The sequence below is a fragment of the Neobacillus niacini NBRC 15566 genome, from assembly GCF_001591505.1.
GTDB lineage: Bacteria > Bacillota > Bacilli > Bacillales > Cytobacillaceae > Neobacillus > Neobacillus niacini.
Genome location: NZ_BCVA01000023.1, coordinates 1 through 25,871, shown reverse-complemented (window position 1 = coordinate 25,871; position 25,871 = coordinate 1). Strand labels below are relative to the sequence as shown.

22 protein-coding genes, 2 tRNA genes and 1 riboswitch are annotated in these 25,871 nt (G+C 37.3%); of the genes, 5 read left to right on the top strand and 19 right to left on the bottom strand.

Features of this window, described 5'->3' with window-relative positions:
* Positions 1–150: 150 nt before the first annotated feature.
* Both BANA01_RS16645 and BANA01_RS16640 read left to right on the top strand, forming a co-directional pair.
* Complete coding sequence (locus BANA01_RS16645) at positions 151–498, top strand: hypothetical protein (RefSeq protein WP_063253947.1); 348 nt, start codon at positions 151–153, stop codon at positions 496–498.
* Positions 499–1,026: 528 nt separating this feature from the next.
* Positions 1,027–1,110, top strand: a riboswitch (cyclic di-GMP riboswitch).
* Between the two features lie 34 nt (positions 1,111–1,144).
* Entirely contained in the window at positions 1,145–4,192 is a 3,048-nt protein-coding gene (locus BANA01_RS16640; protein WP_063253945.1) for an Ig-like domain-containing protein, read from the top strand.
* Positions 4,193–4,351: 159 nt separating this feature from the next.
* Here BANA01_RS16640 and BANA01_RS16635 read toward each other — a convergent pair whose 3' ends face one another.
* Positions 4,352–5,362: an alpha/beta fold hydrolase gene (locus BANA01_RS16635; protein WP_063253943.1), complete on the bottom strand. Its 1,011-nt coding sequence runs from the start codon at positions 5,360–5,362 to the stop codon at positions 4,352–4,354.
* 598 nt (positions 5,363–5,960) lie between these two features.
* On the opposite strand from BANA01_RS16635, the gene BANA01_RS30650 reads away from it, so the two are divergent.
* Entirely contained in the window at positions 5,961–6,083 is a 123-nt protein-coding gene (locus BANA01_RS30650) for a hypothetical protein (RefSeq protein ID WP_268875095.1), read from the top strand.
* Positions 6,084–6,751: 668 nt separating this feature from the next.
* On the opposite strand, the gene BANA01_RS16630 is transcribed toward BANA01_RS30650, so the two are convergent.
* Complete coding sequence (locus BANA01_RS16630; RefSeq protein ID WP_063253942.1) at positions 6,752–7,714, bottom strand: helix-turn-helix transcriptional regulator; 963 nt, start codon at positions 7,712–7,714, stop codon at positions 6,752–6,754.
* A 109-nt stretch (positions 7,715–7,823) separates the two neighbouring features.
* On the opposite strand from BANA01_RS16630, the gene BANA01_RS16625 reads away from it, so the two are divergent.
* Positions 7,824–8,303: a GyrI-like domain-containing protein gene (locus BANA01_RS16625; protein WP_063253940.1), complete on the top strand. Its 480-nt coding sequence runs from the start codon at positions 7,824–7,826 to the stop codon at positions 8,301–8,303.
* Between the two features lie 14 nt (positions 8,304–8,317).
* Entirely contained in the window at positions 8,318–8,785 is a 468-nt protein-coding gene (locus BANA01_RS16620) for a hypothetical protein (protein ID WP_063253938.1), read from the top strand.
* Positions 8,786–8,840: 55 nt separating this feature from the next.
* Here the strand turns inward: BANA01_RS16620 and BANA01_RS16615 are convergent, their stop codons facing one another.
* From BANA01_RS16615 to BANA01_RS16540, 17 genes are all read right to left on the bottom strand, one after another.
* Positions 8,841–9,836 carry a phosphatidylglycerol lysyltransferase domain-containing protein gene (locus BANA01_RS16615; protein WP_063253937.1) on the bottom strand — a complete coding sequence of 332 codons (996 nt, stop codon included), beginning with the start codon at positions 9,834–9,836 and terminating at the stop codon, positions 8,841–8,843.
* Between the two features lie 368 nt (positions 9,837–10,204).
* Positions 10,205–10,630, bottom strand: coding sequence for a nucleoside 2-deoxyribosyltransferase (locus tag BANA01_RS16610; protein ID WP_063253935.1), 426 nt, complete (start codon positions 10,628–10,630; stop codon positions 10,205–10,207).
* Between the two features lie 233 nt (positions 10,631–10,863).
* Positions 10,864–11,496, bottom strand: a complete 633-nt coding sequence (gene folE, locus BANA01_RS16605) for a GTP cyclohydrolase I FolE (protein WP_082799564.1) — start codon at positions 11,494–11,496, stop codon at positions 10,864–10,866.
* Between the two features lie 135 nt (positions 11,497–11,631).
* Entirely contained in the window at positions 11,632–14,133 is a 2,502-nt protein-coding gene (locus BANA01_RS16600; RefSeq protein WP_063253934.1) for a bifunctional diguanylate cyclase/phosphodiesterase, read from the bottom strand.
* Positions 14,134–14,147: 14 nt separating this feature from the next.
* A complete protein-coding gene (locus BANA01_RS16595) occupies positions 14,148–14,966 on the bottom strand; it encodes a 6-carboxytetrahydropterin synthase (protein ID WP_063253932.1) in 819 nt (272 codons plus the stop codon).
* 32 nt (positions 14,967–14,998) lie between these two features.
* Positions 14,999–15,676 (bottom strand): SDR family oxidoreductase, encoded by a 678-nt coding sequence (locus tag BANA01_RS16590; RefSeq protein WP_063253931.1) that lies wholly within the window; start codon positions 15,674–15,676, stop codon positions 14,999–15,001.
* A 250-nt stretch (positions 15,677–15,926) separates the two neighbouring features.
* On the bottom strand, positions 15,927–16,406 hold the full coding sequence (rlmH, locus tag BANA01_RS16585) for a 23S rRNA (pseudouridine(1915)-N(3))-methyltransferase RlmH (RefSeq protein WP_063253929.1): 480 nt from the start codon (positions 16,404–16,406) through the stop codon (positions 15,927–15,929).
* A gap of 101 nt (positions 16,407–16,507) precedes the next feature.
* Positions 16,508–16,666, bottom strand: a complete 159-nt coding sequence (locus BANA01_RS29175; protein WP_082799560.1) for a CxxH/CxxC protein — start codon at positions 16,664–16,666, stop codon at positions 16,508–16,510.
* A gap of 121 nt (positions 16,667–16,787) precedes the next feature.
* Positions 16,788–18,017 carry a S1C family serine protease gene (locus tag BANA01_RS16580; protein WP_063253928.1) on the bottom strand — a complete coding sequence of 410 codons (1,230 nt, stop codon included), beginning with the start codon at positions 18,015–18,017 and terminating at the stop codon, positions 16,788–16,790.
* Between the two features lie 168 nt (positions 18,018–18,185).
* A complete protein-coding gene (locus BANA01_RS16575; protein ID WP_063253927.1) occupies positions 18,186–18,980 on the bottom strand; it encodes an MBL fold metallo-hydrolase in 795 nt (264 codons plus the stop codon).
* A 6-nt stretch (positions 18,981–18,986) separates the two neighbouring features.
* Positions 18,987–19,784: a two-component system regulatory protein YycI gene (locus BANA01_RS16570; protein ID WP_063253926.1), complete on the bottom strand. Its 798-nt coding sequence runs from the start codon at positions 19,782–19,784 to the stop codon at positions 18,987–18,989.
* Complete coding sequence (locus BANA01_RS16565) at positions 19,771–21,093, bottom strand: YycH family regulatory protein (protein ID WP_063253925.1); 1,323 nt, start codon at positions 21,091–21,093, stop codon at positions 19,771–19,773. Before BANA01_RS16565 ends, BANA01_RS16570 begins: the two co-directional genes overlap by 14 nt.
* On the bottom strand, positions 21,090–22,913 hold the full coding sequence (gene walK, locus BANA01_RS16560) for a cell wall metabolism sensor histidine kinase WalK (RefSeq protein WP_063253924.1): 1,824 nt from the start codon (positions 22,911–22,913) through the stop codon (positions 21,090–21,092). Before walK ends, BANA01_RS16565 begins: the two co-directional genes overlap by 4 nt.
* A gap of 8 nt (positions 22,914–22,921) precedes the next feature.
* On the bottom strand, positions 22,922–23,632 hold the full coding sequence (gene yycF / locus BANA01_RS16555; protein WP_063253923.1) for a response regulator YycF: 711 nt from the start codon (positions 23,630–23,632) through the stop codon (positions 22,922–22,924).
* A 159-nt stretch (positions 23,633–23,791) separates the two neighbouring features.
* A complete protein-coding gene (locus tag BANA01_RS16550) occupies positions 23,792–25,255 on the bottom strand; it encodes a M23 family metallopeptidase (protein ID WP_063253922.1) in 1,464 nt (487 codons plus the stop codon).
* A 393-nt stretch (positions 25,256–25,648) separates the two neighbouring features.
* Positions 25,649–25,721, bottom strand: a tRNA-Phe gene (locus BANA01_RS16545).
* Positions 25,722–25,728: 7 nt separating this feature from the next.
* Positions 25,729–25,805, bottom strand: a tRNA-Asp gene (locus tag BANA01_RS16540).
* Positions 25,806–25,871 lie beyond the last annotated feature (66 nt).

Genomic DNA, 25,871 nt, shown 5'->3' with positions numbered 1-25,871 from the left:
GTAGACTAGTCTGCAGGTTTTTTAGCTGTAAAAAAGGACATCGAACTTTTTTTAAAGTTTTGGAATTAACTACATACTTTATTGCATTTTTCAGTTTCATTCCAGACTTCCTGATTATACTGAATCCAAGAATTGAAAGGAGGAAATGGAATGAAAAAATGGATGGCCATTTTAGTCTTCATTCTTTTCATAGGTTCAATTGCTTCTTTTAATATTGTTTGGGCAGATGATGACAATGATTATGAACACTATGAAACAGAAAATCATAGCGACGATGACGATGAATACTATGAAGAGCGAGAATATGAGGATGATGACGACGAACGGGAAGGCGGTTATTTTATCCAAAGCGAACCCATGGATAATACCGAACAGTTCTGGTACTTATGGAGCCGGGAAGTTATGTCATTAAAAGGAGAATTGCCTTTTAATACGCCAAAAAGTTACTCCTTAATAATAAAATACCATTTAAAATGGAATTTTTTTCAAGGTGAATAAGGATAATTAATGAAAAACTAAACCTGCATAATCTTCGCTAAATGAAATGGCTCTTTTAAAACTGAATGTTGACTTTCAATGTGTTTGGAAAATAAGCGGCTAATTTCCGCTTAAATTGGGAAATACCCATATTTCCTTAAAGATAGCCGGAGTTTTTCCGCTTATTGTATCCAAATCCTTGGATAGTGTCTTTTTTAAAGCAGTTAACCTGAATATCTCCGCTTATATCTGCTTCCTAAGCTTCCTAATATACAATAGCCGGAAATTCTCCGCTTATGAATTCTCAACCCTACTCCAAAATCAACAATGAATAATAACAAAGCCATGAATTAAATCCCTTTTTATTGGTGATTTTGTCGTATTTTACTATTAGTTGTCGAAGGGTATTTATACCTATAGACTATCGTTTAAATTATAATAACATCATAGAACGATGTTCGATATAAAGAATTTAAATAGTACATTATACCCATCGTTACTTGTAAGGTAGAAAGTCGGCATTATCTTCCATGCCTCTCCTTTCCTACTTTAGCCCAGGGAAGCTTTGAAGTATGACCTTTATTTGGACACTTGGGTTATATGGAGCTAATAGTGTAACCGGCCCTCTTATTTAATAATACATTTTACTTAAGAGGAGAAGTTGTTAATGAAGAAAAAACAGATTAGTAAAACAGGCATTGTTGTCCTTGCCAGTGCTTTAGTCTTCACTCCCGTTGCTCCGTCGATTCAAGCGGCACCTAGCCCTGCAAAATCGACAGAAGTCTCTACAGGAAGGACGGAATTAAACAAAGTTACCGGTGTTACCACGTTAAACCCCATTCCTGCACGCGTTGATAATGCTAGTACAATTCTATTAAGCGGTACCGTAGTAATTGATGGACCAAAATTAGAGTTGAAAGTAAATGGAGAAGTTGTAAGTGCTAAGACTACGAAAGTTACGGATAAGCTTTGGACATTCGAATATGTCCACCAATTAAAAGCGGAAAACCTTTCCGAAAAAAAGGATGAGCAGATCTCAGTAGAAGCCTTTACGGTTTACTCAAATGGCAAAAATGCAGGTGCCTTTCACACTGGTGCAACCCCAGTTAGTACGACTGTTGATTTAACTCCACCAAATATTACCTTTAATGATTACAATACTGATTGGACCAATCAGAGTATAACCGTATTTGCGAGTATCAATGAAGAGGGTACTCTTAATGCTGCGAGTCATACCTTTGAAGAAAATGGAAGCTTTACGTTTACGGCAACCGATTTAGCTGGAAATACATCTGAGAGAACAGTAACGATAGATAAAATTGATAAGGTAGCACCTGAAGCTTCAGTCGAGTACTCTACCACTTCTCCTATTAATAAGGATGTGGTTGCAACCATTTTAGCTAAAGAAGAGGTCACTTATACAAATCTTGATGAATTACCAGCAACGATTCCTTTCGACAAGGAAGCAAAAACTCTAACCTTTACTGAGAATGGCAGCTTTGAGTTGAAATTTGTTGATAGAGCTGGAAACCCTGGATCTGTGTTTGTATCAGTTGAAAATATTGATAAAACAGCGCCAGTTGGTGAACTTACTTATTCTACTACTAATTGGACAAATAAGGATGTAACTGTAACGTTAGGAATGACTGAACCGGTAGAATTTACAAATCTTGATGCTTTACCGAAAACAGTTAATTTTAAAGAAGTAGATGATTTATCATTTAATCTTACTATTACAGAAGATACTCTCTTTACCTTAAAGTTCAAAGATAAAGCAGGCAACACAGGCGAGGTAGAAATAAATGTAGCGAACATTGATAAAGTGGCTCCGACAGCTGAAGTGAATTATTCAACTACAGGGCCGACAAACCAAGATGTAGTTGTTACAATTGATCCAAGTGAAGAGATCACCATCCTTAACAACGAAGGTTCTCCTAGTATCACTTTTACGGAAAATGGAGAGTTTGAGTTTCTTTTTGTGGATCGGGCTGGAAACACAGGCACTGCTAAAGTAAAAGTGGATAATATTGATAAGGTAGCACCTGTCATTTCAATAAGTGAGTATTCACCCGCCTGGACGAACCAGGATATTACTGTTACTGCCAGTATGAATGAGGAAGGCACACTTAATAAGACGAGCCACACATTTACCGAAAACGGAAGCTTTGAATTTGTTGCAGAAGACCTTGCTGGAAATGTAACTCGTCATACTGTTCAAATTACTAATATTGATAAAGTTAAACCTGAGATTACAGTTAAGCCTTTTAATAAAGAATGGACAAACCAAGACATTACCGTTGAAGTAACTATGAATGAAGAAGGTACACTCAATAAAACTAGCCATACCTTTACTGAAAATGGCACATTTACCTTTATTGCAACAGATCGTGCGGGGAATGTAACAGAGCTTCCAGTTACAATTTCCAATATTGACAAAGTAGCACCAGAGATTATCGTTGAGAATTATACTACTAATCCAACGAATCAGGATATTACTGTAGCTGTAAGTATGGACGAACCAGGCACACTTAATGAGGAAAGTTATACTTTTACGGAAAATAGAGAATTTGAGTTTATTGCAACGGACCGTGCAGGTAATGAAACTAGGAAACTAGTAAAAATTACCAACATTGATAAGATTGCTCCAGTTATTACCGTATTTAGTTACAATACTTCACCGACGAACAAGGATGTGGTTGTAACAGCTAAAACAAATGAAGGAACGCTGAACACAACTCGTCACACCTTTACAGAGAACGGATCTTTTGACTTTATTGCCACCGATGAAGCAGGCAATGAAACTGTAGAAACGATCACCATTACCAATATTGATAAAACTGCTCCAGTCATTACCGTTGATCCTTACAATGCAGACCCAACCAACGAGGATGTTGTCGTAACAGTTACAACGAATGAAGGTACATTAAATGCCACTTCCCATACGTTCGAACAAAATGATACATTCGTATTTATCGCAACGGATGAAGCAGGTAATGTCACTGAAAAAACAGTAAGTATTTCAAATATTGATAAAACACCACCAACAGTAAGCAATGTAATCAGTGGCTTTATCTATAATACCAATGTTGTACCTACTTTCAATGATGGTACTGCTACATTAAATGGAGTATCATTTACTTCTGCCTCCACGGTATCTGCGGAAGGCAGCTATACGCTAGTCGTAATTGATGCTGTTGGAAATAGTACAACAGTTACCTTTACAATCGATAAAACAGCACCAGTAGTCAGTGGAGTAGTAAATAATCAAAATTACAATAGTGATGTTACTCCTACCTTTAACGAAGGAACAGCGACTTTAAATGGTAACACTTTTATTTCAGGGACAACAGTTTCTGCGGAAGGAACATATACACTTATCGTAAGAGATGTAGCTGGAAATGAAACAACGGTTACCTTTACCATCGATAAAACGAAAACGGTCCTAACAAATGTGATTGCTGAAACCATTCAAGGCAATACAAAAACAACTACTGTTTCAGGAGGATTCGCTGAGCCTGGTGCAACCATTAATGTTTACTTAAAAAATAGCAACGGTACAAAAGGTAAATGGTTAGGAAGTATAACTGTTGGTCAGACTGGAGTATTTAGCCTACAGCTTAACGAACTAGTAAGTAACAACACTGATTTAATTGTAACTGCAACTGATAAAGCAAATAATGTATCCGAAGTTACGGTTAAAGTTAGAAATAAGTAACTAAAATAGACTACCTGTCCCAAAAAGACAGGTAGTCTATTTCTATTTCTTTTTCATTTACATAAAAACAAAATATTTATTCGTATTGAATACAATTGGTTTATACAGTAAGTAAACCTCACTTACATATGATACGGTTCACCCATTTACAAACTATATTTAAGATTTATGTTCCTGATATGATCCAGCTAGAGTTTGACCGCCACGTTCCTGTGCTTGTTTAACTACGTGATGGACTGCTTCCATAACATATTCGGGCCGTGGCATTTGCAGACTGTGTCCTTTTCGATCACTAATCTTATGGATATGGTTAGTGGAACGGGAGGCCAGTTCTTTTTGCATCTCGGTCCATTGAGCACCAAATCCTGGGTTGCTTACAACAGCGATTGGAAGGTCACCAAACTGTGGTTCTTCCATACCGTTATTTAATTGATTCGTAGCTTTATTTAAGTGTGCCCATGCACCTTTGAATTCCGCCTCCGCTGTCCTTTTGGCAAAAACACTGTAAACTATCTCTTTCCATAGCTTGTATTCCTCCGCACTAAGCTGCTGTTTGTAATAGGAAAGTTCATTAATAAACATCGGTATAATGCCTAGAATATTACCAAAGAATCGAGGAATACCAAATGGAGACATCAGTCTTAGTATCTTCAGCATCAAACCGATGATGGCAAAACCCTGCTTAAACTTGGCATCATCCTTTAAAAATTCATGTGACGAATCTAAGAATACTAAGCCAGCCACCTGATTAGGATATTTTAAAGCATAGAGTCGGGCAATCAGCCCTCCTAGGGAATGACCCACAAGTACATATGGTCCAGGAACACCAGTCTTGTCTAGTAGGGTCTTAAGTTCTTTGATGGTTTGTTCCGGAGTTGGCACGGGGCCGGGATCACTTGAGCCCATACCTGCACGGTCATAAGTAATAACTCTAGTAAACTTAGATAATTCTTTACGAATATGTATCCATGAATAAGAGCTATCACCCGCACCATGAATAATGATGACCGTGGGCCCACCTTGACCAGAATCTGTTAGATGGAGACGATAGCCGCCAACATCGATCATTTCACCGGTAGGGAGTCTTTTCCCATCACTGCGCCGCGAAACTTGTTCGTATATAAGACCTATTAAGAGCAAACCTGCTAATACTACTAATCCAATAATCATCCTTTTCCCTCTTTCCACAATAGTTTCGGCTTAAAAAGTATATTCTTATTTAAAATGTAACAACCATAGGCCTCTACTTACAACATAGAAGTGGACTTTCCTGCAAATATTTTGGTGGTACTACAGATACGGTGAATAGACACATAATTATCCAAAACCATGATTTAAAATATCTATTAGTATATATATTTTGGTGAGTGAAACATGAGAACCCTTCGACTTTGCTGAAGATATGATTTATGAAAGACAGTGCCTGTCACCCCCCAATAATGTCGAAGTAATCGACAAAAATCGGGGGTGAAAGTAGCTTTATTTTAATAAGAGAAAATCCAATGTAGATAAAAACTGCTTCTATTTATGGTAGGTGTACCGCACCTGTGTAAGCAGCAGTTTACTATAATAATTGCCTATTAAAATTTAACGGAAAATTCACACGCGTCTGTCCGATTATTATATAAAATAGGCTTAGAAAGTAAGTGGCCAATGATACTTAGAAGCCGACGAGAATTAGATGAATTATTGGAAATGCGATCTTTAAACACGCGGATAGAGTTAACACAAGGAGAAAAGTTCTATTATTTCAACCTAGAAAAGGGCTATGAGGGGTGAGGTGCAATTTGACCGGAAGGCAGAAGTTATTCAAGAAGAAAGGTATATCGGCAGGGTATTAAAGAAAAACCTTACCTCCTTTGGAAAAACAAGTGACTCTTATTTTATATAACAGATTGGTATTTTTCCCGAAACTGTTTCTTCCCTGTCCGAAGTTCACACGACTTCAGACATGACTTGGCTTTTTATGCCCACCTTTGTCTGAAGTTCACACGACTTCGGACTTGACCTGGCTTTTTTAGCTCTACCTTGTCTGAAGTTCACACGACTTCAGACATGACCTAGCTTTTTATGCTCATTCATGTCCGAAGTCCACACGACTTCGGACTCTACCCTGCTTTTTATACCCTTCCTTGTCCGAAGTTCACACGACTTCAGACAAGACCTTGCCTTTTATACTCATCCCTGTCCGAAGTCCACACCAATTTAGACATGACCTGGCATTTTTAGCTCTACCTTGTCCGAAGTTCACACGACTTCAGACATGACCTTGCCTTTTATACTCATCCTTGTCCGAAGTCCACACGACTTCGGACTCTACCCTGCTTTTTATGCCCTTCCTTGTCCGAAGTTCACATAACTTCAGACATGACCTTGCCTTTTATGCTCATCCTTGTCCGAAGTTCACACGACTTCAGACAAGTCCTTGCTTTTTATGCTCATTCTTGTCCGAATTTGAACTTTTTTTTAAAACTGCTTCTATTTATGATAAGGTTCACCGTAACACATCTAAATGAGGTTAAACCTTTGTGTATCAAAATGAGTTTTAACTGGCCGTGCTTATGGGCAGTATAAGAATAATCTATCTTGTAAACCTTCTAAGACTTCTTCTGGCACTTCTCTGACCTTGATATCTTCACCTAAGAAAAGAAGCCAATTTGTCATTTCAGTCAATTCTTCTGAAATAGTAACATTGATGAAAGTTTTTAAAATGGCTGTGGTTTGATAAGGGTCCGTATAGGAAATGGATACCTTTAAGGGATGGTATTTTCTGAACTGTGCAATCGCCTTTGGCCCCAGTTCAAGGACAAAGTTGATTGCTTCTTTCTGCTTACTTAGTTTTTCTAAAATTTTTTTCTTACTTAATCTCTTTTTATCAGAATTCAGAATGACATTGGTGAGATTGTTTACAGGGATAATCCGCACTTTTTCTTCCTCTAAGTAAAAGCCTTCAATCAGCCAAAGACCTTTTTGATGATAAAGGTTCAAGAGATAAATAGGATAAGACATTGTTCTCTTCTCTTCTTCAATGGTAATCAATAAATGGCGATCTAAAAGAAGGAGTTGGATAAGTTTTTCTAACATGGGATGTGGCAGGTCTGACAGCTCAAGCAAATCGGGATTATGGGGATTGGTCCCTTCAAAAATCAAGAGTTGATTTAAAAGAACAAGGTCATCTTGTTGGTTTTTCGAAATGAGACCCAGTAATTTTTCTGCTAAAGACTGACGACTCTTTAGATAAGGAAGTTGTTGATTACGTGTAGCCATAAACGCAATAAAAAGAGCCTTGATCTCATTATCGGTAAAGCGGACAGTCGGCAGGACAGAGTTGCTCATGACAAAATAACCCCCATCCCTTCCAACTTCAGCAACGAGAGGCATCCCCATTGCTTCAATTTCTCGAATATCTCGAATAGCGGTCGAACGAGAGATATTAAATTCCTGCATGATCTCAGAAATGGTAAAGTGGGATCGGTTATTGATATACCGCATGATAATATTGATCCGTTCAACTTTTTTCATCAGGTTCTCCTAAACAGTATCATTTTTTGACATGATTAAAGACTATTATAAACTCATCAAGTGAAAAGATAAATCATTTGACAAATTTTATAAAAAGGATGGTTTGTATATGACAAATTTTACTCTAGAAGAAAAAGATAGCTTTACCGTTTTAGGTATTGGAACTGAGCTTAAAAGCCACTACACAGACTATGTTGGTATAAACAAGGAAAAGTCAGACTTTTGGTCAGCAGTCACACAAGATGGAAGGCTTGACAAGTTAAAAGCCGTTGCCACAAATGACTACATTTTTGTAGTGAATGAAGCAGTGAATAACAAGATGATGCATTATGCTGGCGTCATGACAGAGGCAACATTACCTGAAGCATCCCGAGTGATTCAATTTCCTAAAGGAGATTATCTGGTTGTAAAAGGCGAAGCAGAAACGTCTGAAGCGTTGAGTAATATGCTCACTGGTATTGCCTTTGGTCAAGTCTTGCCAGAAGCAAAGGATTTCGCTTATGTTGGCGGGCCAAATACATCCGTTGAGATGGGGAAGCGCAACGGCCTAGTATATGGTGAAGTGTGGATTCCTGTTGTTAAGAAATAAAAGGAGGAAAGGAAATGTCTTATACAGTTGATTTTAAAACTGTGTCTACTATTGGTTTAGAGTCTTCACCAGTAGCAGAAACACTTGCTGGTTTACGTGCGAATGAAGCCCGTTACTTTATGAACAAATATAAGCATGAATTCACGGTTGTTCCAGCTAGTGAGTCCCCCGAGATCCTTGATTATGTGAATCGCATTTTAAAAGAAGAACGTGATATTGAGTTCGCGGCTACACCTTTAGAAACGTCCCGTTTTCAAGTGGAAAATATCAAATGGACCTACGTATTTTATGAAGATGGTCTTGAGGTCAACGTCCTGTATACGGTTGATGGACCAAAGCCAAAACGAGCTGTTGGTTTTAAGCTTTCCGAGGGGATGGAGGTCCCAAAAGAATTAGAAGCGAAGTTTAAGTTTGCCAGGCAAAAGTCTAAATTGGCCGGAACCATACGTGGTTCGTTTTTTGTAATTAAAGGTGAATATTAAGAACAAACAGCACCCTATCATTAAATTAGAGGGTGCTGTTGATTTGAAAACCAGTTTAGCGGTAATTAAAATTTTTAAGATAAACCCGGTACCGGTTTAAATTTAATTCTGGTCTAAACCGTTCTTTAAAGAAACGTAACCCTTTTTCCCCCAGATCGCTGCCGTCGTTCATATATTCAATAGAAGAATTGACCTTATAGCATTCTTTTACCAATTCACATAAAAGCAGCTCCGATAGTCCTTCAACCTTTTGGTCACCTTTCCTTAAGCATGACCAAGATTGTCCCGTTGGCAAACACCCCCCTGATGTCATACCAACAATTTGATTATCAATTTCAACAACTATTACAGTGTGGTCCAACTCATCTGGGTACTTTAAGATTTCCTTAAAGTACGTACCATCAAATAGAGATTTATCATGATTGTTTGTCCAATTTCTATTAAATTTCACTAATTTCTGATAGTCTGTATCCGCTGCATATTTTCGAATAATAGCTTGAGGATATTTACGATGGAACTTATTGATTTTTCTGCGGACGTATGCGAATTCTTTTCCGGCCAAGTTGATGAGTTTTTGTATACTATAATGCCTCTCAATCCCCATTAATTTTTTAGGGTCGAAATATTGATTAAATTTCTTGGAGGATTGTAAAAATTGCATTTGGGCTTCGTTAATAGTACGTACTCTGCTATATATCTGATTTCCCGTTAATTTGTTCAACTCATAGCAGTAAACCATGCATTTATATAGAACTGTAACGACATGCTCTGCATTTCCTTTTCCAAAAGGCAGACAAACAAGAGAAAGATATTGATGTTTAACATTATAAAAAAACGGTACTAACATACCATCAATGATTTTCCAAACCGTTTTCCTGTTTCTAGACTGTGAAGATGCCCATAGGTAAGCAAAGTTAGAGGACCAGACGGTGGCTGGACATTCGCTTTCCTTCATAAACTTATCAAAAAGAAGTTTGTCGTTAAGTTCAATTTCATTGAACAGCCATTTGCCAATGGATCTATGCTTAGAATTTTTATTAGGTTGTTTCATATTCCTCCCCCCGTGTCTAAATCCATTCTATATTTTAGAAATTATAATAAATGAGCTGATTTATTTCCTCATCTAGCCTTGAATTTATCTTATGATTAGCTTTGCAACAAATAGGAATCCTTTTATATCATATGAAAAGGAATCTTAATTGTATTGGACAGGTAAAGTAGGTAAGACACTCAATTTTTTGATGGACAGGCTATTGATCCTTCAATCGATATTTTTTATACGGACATTATCGGATTAGAAACAAAAACAGCTTAGAATATTCTAAGCTGCTGAGCCAGTTTTAACTAAAGGTTTTACTATAATAACCTCATTTACTTGTGATACGGTTCACCGTGTCTAATGAAAATGAGGTTTAGTCATTAGCGCATTTCACCTGAATAAAAAGAACTAGGTAGTTGTTCAAAGTCATAATCTTTAAGTTCATCCAAAGTAATATTTGCATGTGAACCTTCATGCACCATTAGATTACTATTTTCACCAAGATGAATTAAAATTACAGGCTTGTTCGTAGCATAAGCGTAACCCAGTTCCCAGGCTGTTCCACTGTCCGAATAGTTGCCATGGTAGATACCCACAACAATTTCAGCCCAATTAATATATTTTAAATCATCCATGAATGTTTCAATTGACCATTGACGTGAACCGAACTCGGCTTGTTTGTCCGTTGGCTTTCTCATTGGCGAGAATATCTTCAAGCCCTTTTCTTTTAAAATCTTCTCAACCTGTTCTACAAATCCAATTTCTTTATCATTAAAAAACGGGCTAGCTAAATAAGCTCTTTTCATTTTTTGACCTCCTAATCATTATCTAACAAAAACCTCATTTACTTATGATACGGTTCACCGTAACATATCTAAATAAGGTTTTTGACAAAGTCTCCCAATCTTAAATAGACCTTCCCAGGTATGAAACTACTGACAAAATAAAAAGAAATCCTAGATAGAATAAAAATTATAAAAACTTCGCAATGTTAAACACCATACCATTATTACCTAAATTTATCGTTGATCACCTTTATCTACCGATTCAATAATGATAAAAATTCTGAACGCGCATCTGCACGGTCTGCAAAATAGCCACGTACAGCTGTTGTTGTAGTAGAGGCACTTGTTTTTTTAATACCTCTCCCACACATACACATATGTTTTGCCTCTATAACGACCATCGTACCTTGTGGTTCCAATACTATCTCCATTGCATCCGCCAGCTGATTTGTAAGGCGTTCTTGAACTTGAAATCTCTTGGCATAACCTTCTACCATCCTTGCAATTTTGGATAGACCTGTAATCTTAGTTTTTGGTATATAGCCAATATGGGCAACACCAAAAAATGGCGCGAAATGATGTTCACATAAGGAGTGAAATTCAATATCTCTTACTAATATTAATTCTTGATGATTGACATCAAATGTTTTCTCCAAATGAAGCATAGGGTTCTCATGATTTCCTTCTGTATATTCAAGATATGCCTTTAATACACGATAAGGGGTCTCAATCAACCCATCCCGTTCAGGGTCATCACCACATAACTGAATTAATTTTTTTATTCCATGGATAATTTGACTGGTTTGATCATATTGATGTTCATTTATGGGACCTTGTGCCAAATCGGGGTATTTATTTATTAATGAAATAAGCTGTTCGTTTATCATTTTTCTCTCCTTTTTAAAATAAGCTATTAAATTCATATCATTTCTAACATCGAAAAACACCTCCTTAACCGACAAATATATTTTCGATTGAAAGGAGGTGTTTTCTTATGAGCTATTCATTCGCCGTAACAATAGCTAAATCGTCCTAAGGAAAGCTTCTATAGCCGCTTTCGATTGAGGCTTACTAAAGAAATACCCTTGTGCCTCATTACACTTCTGATCTTTAAGGAACTCAACTTGCTCTTTGGTTTCTACCCCTTCTGCAATCACATTTAATTTCATGTTGCGAGCCATCGCGATGATTGTCGAACAGATTTCAAGGTCAGAATCTCTCATAAAGGATTTATCAATCTTTAATGTATCAATTGGGAATTTCTTAAGATAACTCAAGGAAGAATAACCGGTCCCAAAGTCATCAATGGCTATCTTAATCCCAATATCTTTTAATGCATTTAGTTTTGAAATTACATATTCTTCATTATACATTGCAATGCTTTCGGTTATTTCCAGCTCAAGATATTGCGGATCCAGACCTGTTTTTTTAATAATGGTTGTTACCCGTTCCACGAGATTTTTTTGCTGGAACTGACGAGCGGATAGGTTCACAGAAACGCGCATAGGAGGAAAACCCGCTTGCTGCCATAGCACATTTTGCTCACACGCTTGTTCTAATACCCATTCACCAATGGGAACGATAAGGCCATTTTCTTCAGATAACGGAATGAATTCCATAGGTGATATCGGTCCCAACTCAGGATGGACCCAACGGATGAGGGCTTCATTCCCCACTGGCTTTCCGGTTTTCAAGTCAATTTGCGGTTGGTAGAACAATTCAAACTCTGAACGTTCTAATGCTTTGCGTAACCCTTTTTCCAATTTGAGACGACGATCTATTAAATCATTCATATCTGGTGTATAGAAGTAGTGGGTATTTCTACCCTGTTCTTTCGCACGATACATCGCTACATCTGCATTCTTTAGGAGATCATTTGCATTATTCCCATCATAAGGATATAAGCTAATCCCAATGCTTGGTGTTACATACAGGTCATTTCCTTCAAAGATAAAAGGTTTAGAGACTTGATTAATGATAACTTGTGCTTTAATGGCTGCCTCCTCTCTTGAACAATGAGGCATTAAAATGATAAATTCGTCTCCTCCGATACGAGATACAATATCGATATCCTTTATATTCTCTGAAATTCGAGCCGCAATCTCCTTTAGTAGGTAATCCCCTGCAGCATGTCCAAACATATCATTGATAAATTTAAATCGATCTAAGTCAACAAACAAAACAGCGATAGGGTTTTGGTTTTGTTGCGATTGCCCGATAATATTTTCGAATTGATGCGTGAATGAACGTAAATTGGGTAAACCAGTGAGGAAATCATGAAACGCGTGGTATTCAATCTCAACATTTTTTTCTGTTAATTCCTTTGTATAGCTTTCTAGGTTAAGTGACATTGCATTTACTTGTTTGGCTAGAACTCCCAATTCATCTCTGCGCCTAATATCCACTTGAGCCCCAAAGTTCCCAGCTGCAATCTCATTTACTTTATGAAGTACGTGATTAATAGGTTTCACTATGTAACTGGCTAAAAGATTACTTAAAATTAAAACGAAAATTAAAACAGCAATTGAAATAATGATGTTATTAAATAACTGCTGGTTTAAAATATCCGTGATAAACTGGTAATCAGTTACCACGCTTATTACATAAGGAGTAGTTGATTGAATGGGAATGAAGCTTTTTAAAACATGCTTTCCATTAACTTCGGTTTCAACGGTTACCATTTTCCCTGTTGACACGGCTTTTTGTACATTAGCGGTATCATTCTGTTTATCCTTGTACGTGTAGCTTCCAAATTGGACATCTTCATTAACATAATCAATATACTTTTGCCCATTTATTTCTGTATATATAGGTGGTTTTCCAAATGTTCGAGGGTTGAAACCCGTGATTTCCAAAAGTGCACTAGAGTTTTCCAATATTTTATTAATACTAGATTCAGGTCCTACTTGTTTACTATAATCAATAATTTGATTATCCCGGACATAGGGATTAATGATATAATCCGTGGAACCATCATGATAGTAACCCCATTTATCGACATGATTAGGATCGGTATAAGAAGTATTAAAGGGTCCAGACCAATAGTTGGGAAGTTTTTGCCCTTCCGCTATCGTCACTTCCTTTTTATCAAACAATTGATTAAAAGCTGTATACCAATATCCCCAATCTTTGGTGCTCATATCACGTTCATTCGGATCCGAGGACTTTACACCCTTAATATCTTCTTTCTGTCTTTCAAGAAGCGTAATATACGATACACCAAGTTCTTTAGAGATTTCCTCTAATTCCTCATTTGTAACATCCTCTAATTTGCTGGGCAGCTTATTTTGAGCAGCAATGGCAGCAATTCTTAATTTTTCCCCAATTAAATCCTCGACAATTTGTGATCCATACTGTGAATTTTCAATTGTAATACTAATTTCCTTGGCTAATAACTCTACCTGCTTTTCCTGGTCATCACGCAATAATTTTTTGGTGAAGGTATAATAGAGTGAATTGTTTAGAACCAAGATAACTGTTACGACTAGAGAGAAAATAATAGATAATTTAGTTTTTAATGACATGTGGTCTCTCCAATTTATTCATCACCAGGACCATAGTATTCAAAGTAATTTTTTTCTGTTTCCCAGAGGCCAATTTTATGTAATTTCGGCAGAAACGGAGCCAGAAGATTCCATATTACTACAACCATATTATCTGCTGTCGGATTCAAATCCTTAAATTCCTCTGTATCTAAATTCAGATGCTTATGATCAAATTTCTCCAAGACCAATTGTTCAACTATACTGTCTAAGTCACTTAGGTTTATGATCATTCCTGTCGTAGGATCGGGTTGGCCCTTTACTGTCACTTCGAGATAATAATTATGGCCATGGCCGTGAGGATTATTACACTTACCAAACAAGGATTGATTCTCTTCTTCTGATAACTTATTACTATGCAGTCGATGCGCAGCAGAAAAATGATATTTTCTTGTTAAATGAATCATGTTGTCCCTTCCCTTCTCTGAAAATAGTATATCGTTTTCATATAATCGAATCTTATGCAATTCACACGAATGCAAGTGTGGTTCTAGCAAAGACCATATATAGTTGACGAGATTTTCTGTAGTTGGTTGATGATCCTTAAAATAAGGATGTTCATGATTGAGAAATTTTCCATCTAGTTCATTTCCAATAAATTGACGAGCAATATCCTTTATTTCCGTTGTATTGATTACAATCCCTGTTTTCGGATTGACCTTCCCCTTCACCATGATCTCAACTACATAATCATGACCATGACCATGGATGTTACTGCATAATCCAAATACTCTCTTATTCTCTTCATCAGACCAATGCTGTACACGATAAAAATGGCTAGCAGAAAAAGTTACTAGTCTACTTAAATGAACCATTATTTTTATTCACCTCAATCTTTTAAAAGTGTCTAGACAATTCCTTTTGGAGGAGTAAGCATCATTTCGTCGATTCTTACATCTAGTGGTGAAGCAGCGATAAAGGCTGCAGCACGAGAAACATCTTGAACATTCAACATATCTTTAGGAGATACATCGTGAACATCCTTCCACAGGTCTGTGTATGTAGCACCTAATACAAGATTCGTAGTGAGTATTTTATACTTGAACCATTCCTCAGAAAGTACATCTCCAAATCCCTTTAACGCTAGTTTGGAGGCTGTATAGATTGAATTTTGCGGGAGGGCCCTTTTAGTTAAAATAGATGTGATATTTATAATTCTCCCGCCACCACGTTTTAGCATCGGAAAAGCCCTTTGAGTGCATAAAAAGGGGCCAAAAACATTTGTCCTGAAAACACTTTCTAATTCAGTTGCATTGACATCTTCAAATGGTTTAGGTATACTCATGCCTGCATTATTCACTAGAATATCAAGTTTTCCGTGATTTTTTTCAATCTCGGCAAATGCATTATCTATCGATTCCTGATTTGTAAGATCTAAATAAATAGGAGTAACCCCATTCATAGCCTTTACATGCATTGGATTCCTGCTGGTAGCATAAGTATAAAAGCCTTGGTTCGAAAGTTCCAAACTTATAGCCCTGCCAATACCCCTGCATCCCCCAATGACGAGTGCAATTTTATTCATGAAAAACTCCCTTTTCCAAACTTTTATATTTTTCTACTATATCCTTCATTTTATGTCAAATAAACTAAAATTTCTACAAATATACTAAGTTTATTATTATCCCTAATTGTCGGTAACTTTTTTAAATTTTCATAAAGGTTCTAGTCCCATTTTTGAAAAATTATAGGTCTTTAGGAATAGAACAACTAAAATAGTCAATGTTACGGATAATCATAATGTGGGTCCTTCCTTTTGATTGAAAAAACCTCATTTACTTATGGTAAGGTTCCCCCCGATTTATCCGATATGCTCGATAAATCTGCTCTATAAGAATCAACTTCATCAATTGATGGGGGAAAGTCATTTTTGAAAAAGATAGATGTTCATTTGCTCTTTTTAATACCTCTTCACTTAACCCTAATGACCCTCCGATAATAAAAGCAATCTTACTTTTTCCGTAAGTGGCTAGTTTATCTAATGTATCGGCAAGCTCCTCAGAAGATTGCATTTTCCCATGAATAGCTAGGGCTATTACATATGTATCCTGGCTAATCTTAGCTAAAATTCTCTCTCCCTCTTTTTGCTTAACCTGAACCATTTCAGACTCACTTAATTCTTCAGGTGCTTTTTCATCCGCTACTTCAATGACCTCCACTTTCGCATATGCATTCAATCGTTTTAAATATTCATCAATTCCCATTTTTAAATATTTTTCTTTTAATTTGCCAACCGTGATTATTGAGATATTCACAATCCACAACCCTCTTTTTTGATGTTACAAACAGTTTACAAACAACTTATCCACAAAAGTTATCCACATGTCCACATTTTTTATCCACATCTTGTATGGAATCATTTGTTCGCCACAATATATACAGCTCTATTTTGGCAATATTCACAACCTGTTGATAAGTTATCCCCAGTTGTTTTTGATAAAACTGGAAACGTTTCAAATTCATTCACAACGCTATCCAATGCCAAATCTACATGTTCCTCACAGCAATAGATCAATTTAACGTCTCCTTCCCGTATACTTTTTCTCTTATTATTTACTATCCAAACTACTTCATACAATCAACCACTATACCATAAAAAAGCAGAAAGGTGCGATTACACCTTTCTGCTTTCCCATTTACGACCTGTCTTCCGCTAAGGTAATCGTGGTCGTTTGCAGTTTTCCTTCTCGATAATATTTGATTTTCATTTGATCGCCAATTTTTGTCTCTTGATATAGATGCTTTCTGAGATCAATTACGTCATGTATGGTTTTTCCATCCATCTCTACAATGACATCCAGCTCTTGTAACCCAGCCTGTGCAGCCGGTGAATTCGGTACAACTTGACGAAGAGCAACTCCATAAGTAATATCCCTTGGTAATTTTAATGCTTCTTCTTGATAGTAACCAGGAATTTCAGCCACTGACTTTAAGTCGACTCCCATATATGGCCGTTTGACCACGCCAAATTGTTCTAAGTCATTAATGATGGGTCTTGCGTAATTAATCGGGATAGATAATCCAATCCCCTCAACAGCATTTTGGGCAATTTTCATTGAGTTAATCCCTATAAGTTGTCCAGCAATATTAATTAAGGCACCACCGCTGTTACCAGGATTAATAGCTGCATCTGTTTGCAATACCTCTGCCTGCCAATCCATAATTCCATCTTGGTTAATATCAACCGGGATTGTCCGATTAATCCCTGAGATAATGCCTTGTGTAACCGATCCTGAAAAGGTAGCACCTAATGGATTTCCAATCGCCATTACCGGCTCACCCATCTTTAAGGCATCCGAGTTACCGAATTCAGCAATTTTATTAATTTTAGCTGCGTCAATTTCAAGAACAGCTAAGTCCGTCCAAACATCTCCACCGAGAAGTTTAGCAGGTATCTTCGTGCCATCATTTAAGGTTACCTCTAACTGTGTAGCTCCTTCAACTACATGCTGGTTGGTTACAACGAAAGCTTTATTTCCTGCTTTTTTATAAACGACACCTGACCCGGTACCCGCAGGTCCTTGGTTGTCTCCGCCCTCGTCGTACCAAAAATTTGATGTTTGTATATTATTAATCCCAACTACCGCATCGGCAGCCTTATCAATGGCTTTTGTCGTATCCGTATTTACATCGTATGACACTTGCTGCTGAATAAAATTATCTTGATTATCATTTGTCCCTGCAGATTCACTTTGATTGGGCTGTACATTGTAAGGAAGGAAACCTTGATTCGATAATGCCGGAATTGAAATAACAACTAGCATTGCCCCAAGTATCGCACCAACAATGCTTGCAAGTAGAAAACTGCCTCTGTTCCTATTCATCTTTTGGTTACGCCCTTGTGAATGATCATCATAGTAACCCATTTTCACCACGTCTCCCTTTCATAAGCAACTAATTAATATTTTGGCTTATAGTTACAATTATACTCTGTCCAAAACTATTTTATAAAAAAAAGAACAAAGATACCAACATTGAGGTATCTTTGTTCTTTAAATGGTCTAGCTTCAACGCCTAGGCGCTTCAGCTATTCTTTAAACTGCAGTTAAAATAGTAGGTACTTTAGGGTCCGTGTCATAGAGATCAAACCCCTCACCGACGATTAGCCCCTGACTCTGAAGTGTCTGGGCTACTGACATTCTTGCTAAGTCTTTCATATTGTTGTCGAGACTTAAGTGGGCAAGGTACACTCGTTTGGTATTGTCTCCGATGACCTCACTCATAGCAATCGCCGCATCCTCATTTGAAACGTGTCCAAGATCGCTTAGAATCCTTCGTTTTATATTCCAAGGATATCTACCCATTCTTAACATTTGAACATCATGATTGGATTCAAAAATATAGGCATCTGCATTTGAAATGATTCCTTTCATCCTGTCGCTCACATAGCCCGTATCTGTAATCAAGACCAATTTCTTACCCGAGTGGTGGAATACATAAAACATGGGTTCTGCCGCGTCATGCGATACTCCAAAAGATTCAATATCTATTGCCCCAAAGCTTTTTACACTTTCTGTGCTAAAAATCATTTTTTGTTCAGTAGGGATATCCCCGACTAACCGCTCCATTGCACGCCATGTATTTTCATTTGCATAAACTGGCAGCTTATATTTACGTGCTAACACGCCAATCCCTTTTATATGGTCGCTGTGTTCATGAGTAACAAATATTCCTGATAATTTACTTATATCACGATCTATATGCTGAAAAAATGCCTCCATTTGTTTCCCGCTAAAACCGGCATCTACTAAAAAGGAATGCTCGTCTGATTCAACATAAAGCGAATTCCCCGTACTTCCGCTCGCTAAAATGCTATAACGTAATGACATTTGATTTCACTCCACATCCCTATTTTCATCGCTGTTAAATTCTATAATCTGTCCTTCTAATGCATTGACAAACAGACTTTCATGATCATCCACCACAAAACGCCATGTTGGCGCTAACGCTTGTGAAGCTGAAAGCTGAATTAATGAGGAATAGCCCAGTTCAACCTTTGTAATTTTACTTTTTGGCTTCAGCACACCTTTTTGGTGTAAGGTTTCTAATGCCTTTAAAGGAGGGAGGATTTCCTCCTTTTCTGTCATTTTTTCAATATCCTCTAAATACGTTTGTTCATAAGATACAATTTGGTTATTGTCGTCAATATGAAATGTAAGCATGCCGCTTAAATTTTCATATAACGTCATATTCTCATAATGTTGAAAGTAGGTGATGATGTTTTTCTTATCATCCTTCTTCCAAAATTGATAGTGGTCACCATACAACACATTATCCTTTATAAAAGCAGTAATATCAGCTGCCTCAAATTTTGCGTTTAAAGGAATTGGTTTATCTAATTTGACATGCAGAGACGTGCTAGGTTCCTTAAGAGACGTGGTTTGTCCCTTTAGTTTAGTCGTATCATCCTTCGTAAACAACTTTGGCTTTGCACTTAGATACTGATCCTTAAATGGACCTTTTGGCAGTTCCTTATAGCTGATTTCATCTACCTCTAGCATTTCTTCAATGGAGGTTGGTGTAATGTATTCGTATTTATTAGCGTCCCGGATCTTCATAAATTGAAACAAGAGATAGACGTCTAAAATCAAAAACGTGATGATAAAGATTGTTTTTATTTTACTCCAATCCACGCAGCAATCCCCCCAGGTCTTCCTTCGTGATTTGTCCCCATGTTTGGTTATATCGATAAAACCAAGCCGGCTCTAGGAGAATCAGTTTATTTTCGCTTGTGTCCTTTGACATCCGATATCCTAAAACGAGTTGTTCTAGTAATTCCGGTTTAAAATTCTTTCGGCTTTTGAGAAATTCCAATGCAGAAGTACCGGATGGAAGGGTTACCTTTACCATTTCTGTAGTTAATGGAAGCTCTAAAGATATATTAGGTCTAACGTATTTCGTAATTTCATCTCTGCCCCATACTTCTTCAATTTCTGACATCCCGCTTTCATTGAAGACGGGATAGCCATCGATACTATATAAACGGAATTTAACAGATTTTCTTTTTTCATCCTTTGCTACATAACGATAAGGATCTGTCCAGCCTCCATGTCCATTAATGAAATCAATACTCCTCTTTAATAAATCATAAGAGTTGTCCACATAATTGGGCCCTCCTGTAGGGTTCACATAGAGCAGCATATTGGTATCATTATTCACTGTCATCTTACTGGAGACGTCACTAAACTCTTCTACCCCTAAGACAGTGCCCCTTTGTACGAAATTGGGGTCACTAAACAATGCCTCTTTGAACGCCTCTGAGTTTAACACCACAGGTAAATAGGTGAATTCCATCATTTCCAGCTTTCCATCAGGGATAAAGACCTTCCGTTGTTCTGAAGCGTCAAAGGAGAAATAAGGCTGGTACTGCTCAGCATTTCTAAAAAAATTACGGTTAAAATCGTTTAATAAACTTGGTGAAATATGACTAATATAAACTTGCTGATAATCAGAAGAAACAAAGTACACCGTACCGTTTGCCTTTTCTGAATTCTCAACATTAATAACAATTCGATTAAAATTGAAAGCAGGAATTTTCTTCTCCTCAAATTTTAATACACTTCGGTAGATTTCGATAGGCACATCTGCTGGAAATACAAGTTCAGCATTTCCATTTCCATGAACTAATTCTTTAATGTCCCTTACATTTTCCGAATAATCTTTTACATCATAGATAGACCATTCTCTTATTTCACTCATAATTTTATCAAGATCTACTGCATTTGTGGTCCCAAAATGCTGGTCATCTCGATGAAAAAGAACAAGGTCCGGACTAATAATTTGGTGAAGATCGAGTTTTTCTTTTAACGTTACTTCTTCCACATAATTATTATTTTTCATAATGTCAAAATTGGGCTGGTACGTCCAAAGATTCCAAGTTAAAACAATACTAACCAGAACGAGAAAGGTTAAGATCGCTGATTTACTATTTTCATATTTCATGACCATTCATCCTCTTCCGTTTGCTCATATGGCAGTGAAAAAGAAATTTCCGTTCCTTTTCCCTCTTCACTGGCAGCCCAAATCATACCGCCATGAACATTTACCATTTCTTTTGCAATGGCCAAGCCTAATCCTGTACCGCCTAACTTTCTCGTTCTTGCTTTATCAACACGATAAAAACGATCAAAGATTTTGCTGATATTCTCCTTTGGAATCCCTACACCTTGATCCGAAACACTGACAATAATTTTTTCTTCTTCCTCTTTAATCGAAAAAGTAATTTGTCCGCCTTCGGGAGAATATTTCATTGCATTTGAGATGATATTGTAAAGAACTTGTGTCATTTTATCCTCATCTATTTCTACAAAAATAGCATGGTCCGGCAGCTGCCTTTTGAAGCTTACATTTTGCTGCTTGGCCATTTCGAACCGGTCGATGATTCGATGATAAAAATCGACAAAGTTAACCCATTCCTTGTTAAGTCGATAATCCGTGCTATCCAATTTAGAGAGTTGAAGGAGGTCATTGACTAATCGAATCATTCTTTCTGTTTCCGTCCTCGTTACTTCCAGGAAATTGGGCGCAATTTCTTCATCCTTCCATGCACCGTCTGCCAATGCCTCTAAGTAACTTCTCATCGTTGTAAGCGGAGTTCGTAACTCATGTGATACATTGGCCACAAACTCTCTTCTTTCCGCATCAATTTTCTCCTGATCCGTTATATCATGAAGGACGGCAATCAAACCATTAACAAAACCCGTCTCTTTTTGAATGACTGAGAAATTGGCACGGAGGATATAAGGTTCCTTTTTCGTACTATAATCAAGAATTAATGATTCTTTTTCCTCTAATAAATCTTCAAATGTATTGGTATCCGTTAGCCCTAATAAAGAAACGATTGGCTGTGAGAGAACTGTTTCACGTGAAACATTCAGCATTTCTGCCGCTGGATCATTAATTAAGATCACTCTGCCTTTACGATCAGTCGCAATAACACCATCTGTCATATACGATAAAACAGAAGAAAGCTTTCTTCTTTCTCCTTCGGTCATTGCCTGTGCTTCCTGCAATTTTTTTGTTAAATTGTTAAAGGTCATCGCTAAAGTACCGATTTCATCCTGACCGTATACTTTGACTTTACGCGAGAAGTTCCCCTTTGCCATCGCCAATGCCTGCTTTCGCATATCAACAATTGGTCTGGTGATCGTCTGGGCGAGAAGTATTCCTAATATCGCTGTAATCGCTAAGGCAATACCAGTGCCTGTGGCAAATATCCCATTAATGGTTTTCATTTGGGTAAAAACATTTTCTATTTTTGCCACAAGATAGATGGCACCAATTACTTTATCCCCCGACTTAATTGGAGTAGATAGTACCCAAATACGATGAAGGTTATGGGGCTCAATTCGAATATTACTTTGATCTTCCTCTAAATTAAGGGATTGGGTAATGAGGAGTTCCGTGGTACGTTGTCCTACGACACCCTGATTCGGATCTGATGTCCCAATAATCTTTCGAGTCTTACCCTCTATTACACTCACTTCAGATATATCTGCCGATTCAAAATCACGCAGTATTTTTCTGATTTCTTCTTCAAGAGTAGGGTCTTCAGGCGTTCTTTTCTTTTCCATCTCTTCGACTACATTATAGGCAAGTAAATTAACACGTTCCTTTAAGGAATTTTGAAAATTTGTCCTTAATGTATCTTCTAACTGCCTGACAAAATAAACGCCGATGATTTGCATCGCCACTAAAATAAGCAGGACATAGATAATGACAAATTTTACGTGTATAGAGCGAAAAAAACTAACCTTATTCATGTGGGGCATTACTCCTGATCAGGGTTACGCAAATAGTAGCCCACTCCTCTGCGGGTAACGATCCATGTAGGATGGCTTGGATTATCTTCGATTTTTTCACGCAGACGGCGAACCGTTACGTCTACTGTTCGGACATCACCGTAATAATCATAGCCCCAAACGGTTTGCAGCAGGTGTTCCCTTGTCATAACCTGACCGATATGTTTAGCCAAATAGTAGAGCAATTCAAATTCACGATGTGTTAATTCTATTGTTTCACCGCGTTTTGAAACGACATATGCATTTGGATGAATCGTAAGGGAGCCAATTTCAATTTCATTTGTTTCGACTTCTTCATCTGCTTGAGAGACAACCACTTGATGACGGCGTAAATTTGCCTTTACCCTTGCAATTAGTTCTCTTGTGCTGAAAGGCTTTGTCACATAATCATCTGCACCAAGCTCGAGACCTAATACTTTATCGATTTCTGAGTCTTTTGCTGTCAGCATAATAATCGGCATATCGTATTTCTTACGGACTTCACGGCAAACTTCCATTCCATCCTTTAATGGCAGCATAATATCTAAGAGAATTAAGTCTGGCTGTACTTCTTCTACCATGGCCAGTGCTTCATTTCCATCATAAGCACTGTACACATCGTAACCTTCTTTTTTTAAGTTAAACTGCAAAATATCCGCAATCGGTTTTTCATCATCCACTACGAGAATTTTCTTTTCCATACCCATTGCTCCTTTGTTTTTAAATAATCTATTGAATCAGTTAAATGGCATTTCTACTCTAATTTACTTTACCATGGTTTCAACTGTAATTCATCTATTAGTAGTATTTAACACCAAAAGAGCCTCTAGTACTAGTAGAGACTCTTTTGTATTGTTTAATTATTGATGAACATAATTTAATGGATTTTGAAGGGCCCCATTTTTGTACACTTCAAAATGCAAATGTACTCCAGTTGAGTTTCCAGTTGAGCCCATTACACCAATAGCTGAGCCTTGTGAAACCGTTTGTCCAACACTAACATTAATGGATGCCAGGTGAGCATATACGGTGCGCAGACCATTTTGGTGATCAATAACAATTTTGTTACCATAGCCGCCGTTATCAAAGCCCGCAGATACGACCTTACCATTATCAGCTGCCTTTATGGTTCGATTGCTAGGTCTAGCGATATCAATTCCTTTGTGGGCTCTGCCCCATCTTTGACCTTGCTGGCTGGATATATAACCTCCAACAGTTGGCCATGCAAGATTGCCACTACCACGTGAAGGAATCACCTTTGTACCTTTTACAACAATGTGATTAACGGGCTCTGCAAGTACCGTCTCACTTGTGACTACACTGCTGATGGTTGCACCATTTTGTGTTGAAACACGATAATTTACAGAACGTTCTCCATTCTTACCTTCTTGCTGTACTTTTGTTTCGCCTTTTGGCATATTACCATCTTCTACTACTTGATTTGCGAACGGAATAGCTTCTTTTCGATTTTCTTCTTTCTCAACAATAATCTCAAGATATGGCTTTAAAGCTGTCACATTAACCTCTTGGCCAATATTTACAACAGACCCCTCTGTAAGACCTGGATTCAATGCAAGAAATTCTGCTAAAGTTAAGCCATGATTATTGGCAATCGTCCCTAGAACATCACCAGGTTGGGCAGCATATTTCTTTTCTTCTAACGTCCCCTTTTGTAAAAAGGTAGCTGCTTCTTCAGCAGACATAATTTTGTCTGGCGTTACTTTTTCTGAATCAAATGAAACATTTTTAGATACTCTTACGTCTAATATACGAGTTTCATTTTCCTTCAATGCGGGTAACTCTGTTATAGGTGCAGATTTTCTAGCTTCTAATTCATCTAGTTGAGCTTGAGTTACATAATTAAGTTTAAGCCGATTAATAACATCTTCTGCAGTTTCTTGGTTTTCTAAGAAAGCAACCGCCTGTCCATCGATGACGATGGAGGAAGCTTCAGCTTGGAGCTGGATAACACTCTCAAGGTCTTGAATCGTTTTTGTATCATTTGCTGTTGAATGAAAAACCTGTTCTTTTATGTACTCAATATCAGAGCCAAATTCTAGGTTTAAATCCTTAGTGGATTCTTGAAACTGATCTGCTTTTTCTTCGACAATTTTTTCAACAACCTCTTTATTCGAAACAGTGCCTATATATTGTTGATTATGGTATACATGGTACACCGTTGTTAACTTAATTGATCCTGCAGCACTAGCTGAAACACTGCTAATTAATAGTGCGGAAGCGGTAAACGCTGTCATAACAGCAGTTTTCAAGGATTGTTTTTTCACGAATTTACTTGATTTACTTCCTTTATTAAAAAATAACATTGGAATCCTCCTAAATTACGGAAACAACTCTCTAAATCTAGTACTTTATCACTACAAAAGAAATTTCCCTCTTTTTCTACTTTATAACTTTACCATAATTTTTAAAAAAATAGCGATTAGTCTTGATAATGTAACAAAATTGTATAATACCTGACATTTTACTACATTCATAGGAGTTGTAATGATAGGTGCTAATCTATGATATTTCTCCTATATTAGTAGGTAAAAGTTATTATACCAATGTTTTGTAAAAGTATTAGTTTATGACCATATTTTACAAATAAAGACACACTTCGATAAGACGCTGTAAATATTTGGATATTTTATTACATAAGCATTACAATTGTTACAAATAAAAAAGAAGCTTACAATTTGTAAGCTTCCCCTTTATAATGGCTCAGGACGGAATCGAACCGCCGACACAAGGATTTTCAGTCCTTTGCTCTACCGACTGAGCTACTGAGCCATATGTATGGCGGTCTGGACGGGACTCGAACCCGCGACCTCCTGCGTGACAGGCAGGCATTCTAACCAACTGAACTACCAGACCATTTTTTATATTGATCGTTAGCAAGGAGACCAGACTTGCCAGTCGCTTGCCAACAATCAACTACCA

Coding starts and splice junctions, on each gene's coding strand:
- BANA01_RS16595 (WP_063253932.1), bottom strand. CDS start 14,966: ATGGTTCATTTAAGTAGACTAGTAACTTTTTCTGCTAGCCATTTTTAT.
- BANA01_RS16625 (WP_063253940.1), top strand. CDS start 7,824: ATGACAAATTTTACTCTAGAAGAAAAAGATAGCTTTACCGTTTTAGGT.
- BANA01_RS16645 (WP_063253947.1), top strand. CDS start 151: ATGAAAAAATGGATGGCCATTTTAGTCTTCATTCTTTTCATAGGTTCA.
- BANA01_RS16620 (WP_063253938.1), top strand. CDS start 8,318: ATGTCTTATACAGTTGATTTTAAAACTGTGTCTACTATTGGTTTAGAG.
- BANA01_RS16610 (WP_063253935.1), bottom strand. CDS start 10,630: ATGAAAAGAGCTTATTTAGCTAGCCCGTTTTTTAATGATAAAGAAATT.
- BANA01_RS16640 (WP_063253945.1), top strand. CDS start 1,145: ATGAAGAAAAAACAGATTAGTAAAACAGGCATTGTTGTCCTTGCCAGT.
- BANA01_RS16550 (WP_063253922.1), bottom strand. CDS start 25,255: ATGTTATTTTTTAATAAAGGAAGTAAATCAAGTAAATTCGTGAAAAAA.
- BANA01_RS16600 (WP_063253934.1), bottom strand. CDS start 14,133: ATGTCATTAAAAACTAAATTATCTATTATTTTCTCTCTAGTCGTAACA.
- BANA01_RS16615 (WP_063253937.1), bottom strand. CDS start 9,836: ATGAAACAACCTAATAAAAATTCTAAGCATAGATCCATTGGCAAATGG.
- BANA01_RS16630 (WP_063253942.1), bottom strand. CDS start 7,714: ATGAAAAAAGTTGAACGGATCAATATTATCATGCGGTATATCAATAAC.
- yycF (WP_063253923.1), bottom strand. CDS start 23,632: ATGGAAAAGAAAATTCTCGTAGTGGATGATGAAAAACCGATTGCGGAT.
- BANA01_RS16635 (WP_063253943.1), bottom strand. CDS start 5,362: ATGATTATTGGATTAGTAGTATTAGCAGGTTTGCTCTTAATAGGTCTT.
- BANA01_RS16575 (WP_063253927.1), bottom strand. CDS start 18,980: ATGTCATTACGTTATAGCATTTTAGCGAGCGGAAGTACGGGGAATTCG.
- folE (WP_082799564.1), bottom strand. CDS start 11,496: ATGATAAACGAACAGCTTATTTCATTAATAAATAAATACCCCGATTTG.
- BANA01_RS16580 (WP_063253928.1), bottom strand. CDS start 18,017: ATGGGTTACTATGATGATCATTCACAAGGGCGTAACCAAAAGATGAAT.
- BANA01_RS30650 (WP_268875095.1), top strand. CDS start 5,961: ATGAGGGGTGAGGTGCAATTTGACCGGAAGGCAGAAGTTATTCAAGAA.
- walK (WP_063253924.1), bottom strand. CDS start 22,913: ATGAATAAGGTTAGTTTTTTTCGCTCTATACACGTAAAATTTGTCATT.
- BANA01_RS16590 (WP_063253931.1), bottom strand. CDS start 15,676: ATGAATAAAATTGCACTCGTCATTGGGGGATGCAGGGGTATTGGCAGG.
- BANA01_RS16565 (WP_063253925.1), bottom strand. CDS start 21,093: ATGAAATATGAAAATAGTAAATCAGCGATCTTAACCTTTCTCGTTCTG.